Source organism: Thioclava sp. SK-1, assembly GCF_001705665.1.
GTDB lineage: Bacteria > Pseudomonadota > Alphaproteobacteria > Rhodobacterales > Rhodobacteraceae > Thioclava.
Window position 1 is genome coordinate 1 of record NZ_MDHA01000078.1, and the last position, 1,213, is coordinate 1,213.

Annotated in this window: 1 protein-coding gene, 1 tRNA gene and 1 pseudogene; 2 read left to right on the forward strand and 1 reads right to left on the reverse strand. The window is 52.7% G+C overall.

Annotation, left to right across the window (positions count from 1 at the left end; translation table 11 throughout):
- Window positions 1-78: 78 nt before the first annotated feature.
- A tRNA-Met gene (locus tag BFP70_RS18110) sits at window positions 79-155 on the forward strand.
- 3 nt (window positions 156-158) lie between these two features.
- Here the strand turns inward: BFP70_RS18110 and BFP70_RS18115 are convergent.
- A complete protein-coding gene (locus tag BFP70_RS18115) occupies window positions 159-713 on the reverse strand; it encodes a hypothetical protein (protein ID WP_066013173.1) in 555 nt (184 codons plus the stop codon).
- Window positions 714-765: 52 nt separating this feature from the next.
- On the opposite strand from BFP70_RS18115, the pseudogene BFP70_RS20855 reads away from it, so the two are divergent.
- Window positions 766-1,213 (forward strand): annotated as a pseudogene (locus tag BFP70_RS20855) (transposase); the annotation flags it as partial.

Genomic DNA, 1,213 nt, shown 5'->3' on the forward strand with positions numbered 1-1,213 from the left:
GAGTAGGTCACCGCCAAACCTAGAAAGCAGCGAAATCATCTCTAAACGATAACAAAAAAAACCAATCACAAAATATAGCGCGGGATGGAGCAGCCCGGTAGCTCGTCAGGCTCATAACCTGAAGGTCGTAGGTTCAAATCCTACTCCCGCAACCAACTTTAGCGAACTCTCAGATTGCTGGTAATCATCGGCATCTGAGGAGTTGCTCCCCCAAGCATCGCTGTCAAGTTGCCAGAAACCTCGATTGTATGCTCATCGCGGTCGTCATCATACTGAACTGTCAGCTTCTCAATCAAATCTCGAAGCTCGTTTGCTGCCCTGCCAACGACTTCCTCATTCGACAGCGTTTTTGCCAGCTGGTCCACATATGAGCGATATAAGCTTGGCAGCTTACGTGGAAGACTGATGTGGTTCGCCGTCAAGGCATTCCGTGCTTTCGTTAGTTCCTGCTGCCGCTGCTCAATCTCTTTGATACGCGCTATGATGGGCGCGCTGTGACCACCGGCCTCAATAGTCGCAATCAGTTTCTCCAGCCGTGCAGTCAGGTCACGCGATTCCTTGTCGATTTCTACGACACGGCTTCGCTGTTCGTTGGATTGAGAATTAAGTTGCTTCTCAAAAGCCGATTTGAAGTGTTCATACGCTTCGTCCTTCAACAACTCATTCCGCAGCGCGGCCAAAACCAACTCTTCCGCATCAGACTGGACTTGCATCACTTCCGTTCCGGTTTTCTGTGAGCAATGCTCGCTTTGAAGGAGACTGGATATGGCAGCCAAGCATAGTGAAGATTTCAAGCGCGAAGCGGTTCGGATCGCGGCGCACAGCGGCCTGACACGGCGACAGGTTGCGTCGGACCTTGGGGTTGGTTTTTCGACCTTGGGCAAGTGGATGCGGGATTACTCGACCGATCCAACAGCAGCTGAGGACGCGGAGTTGCGCCGCGAGAACGAGCGCTTGCGTAAAGAGAACCGTATTCTGCGGGAGGAGAGGGAGGTGTTAAAAAAGCTGCAATCTTCTTCGCGATCCAAAAGCAATGAGATTTCAATTCATTGCGGGGTATCGCGGAGATCTTTCACGTGCGTATCTGTGCCGCCTGATGCAGGTTTCAGATCGTGGGCTACGGGCGTGGCGTCGCAGGCCGCCCTCACATCGCCAGCGTCGTGACATGATCCTTCTGGCATATATCCGCGAACAACATCGGCTCAGCTTGGGC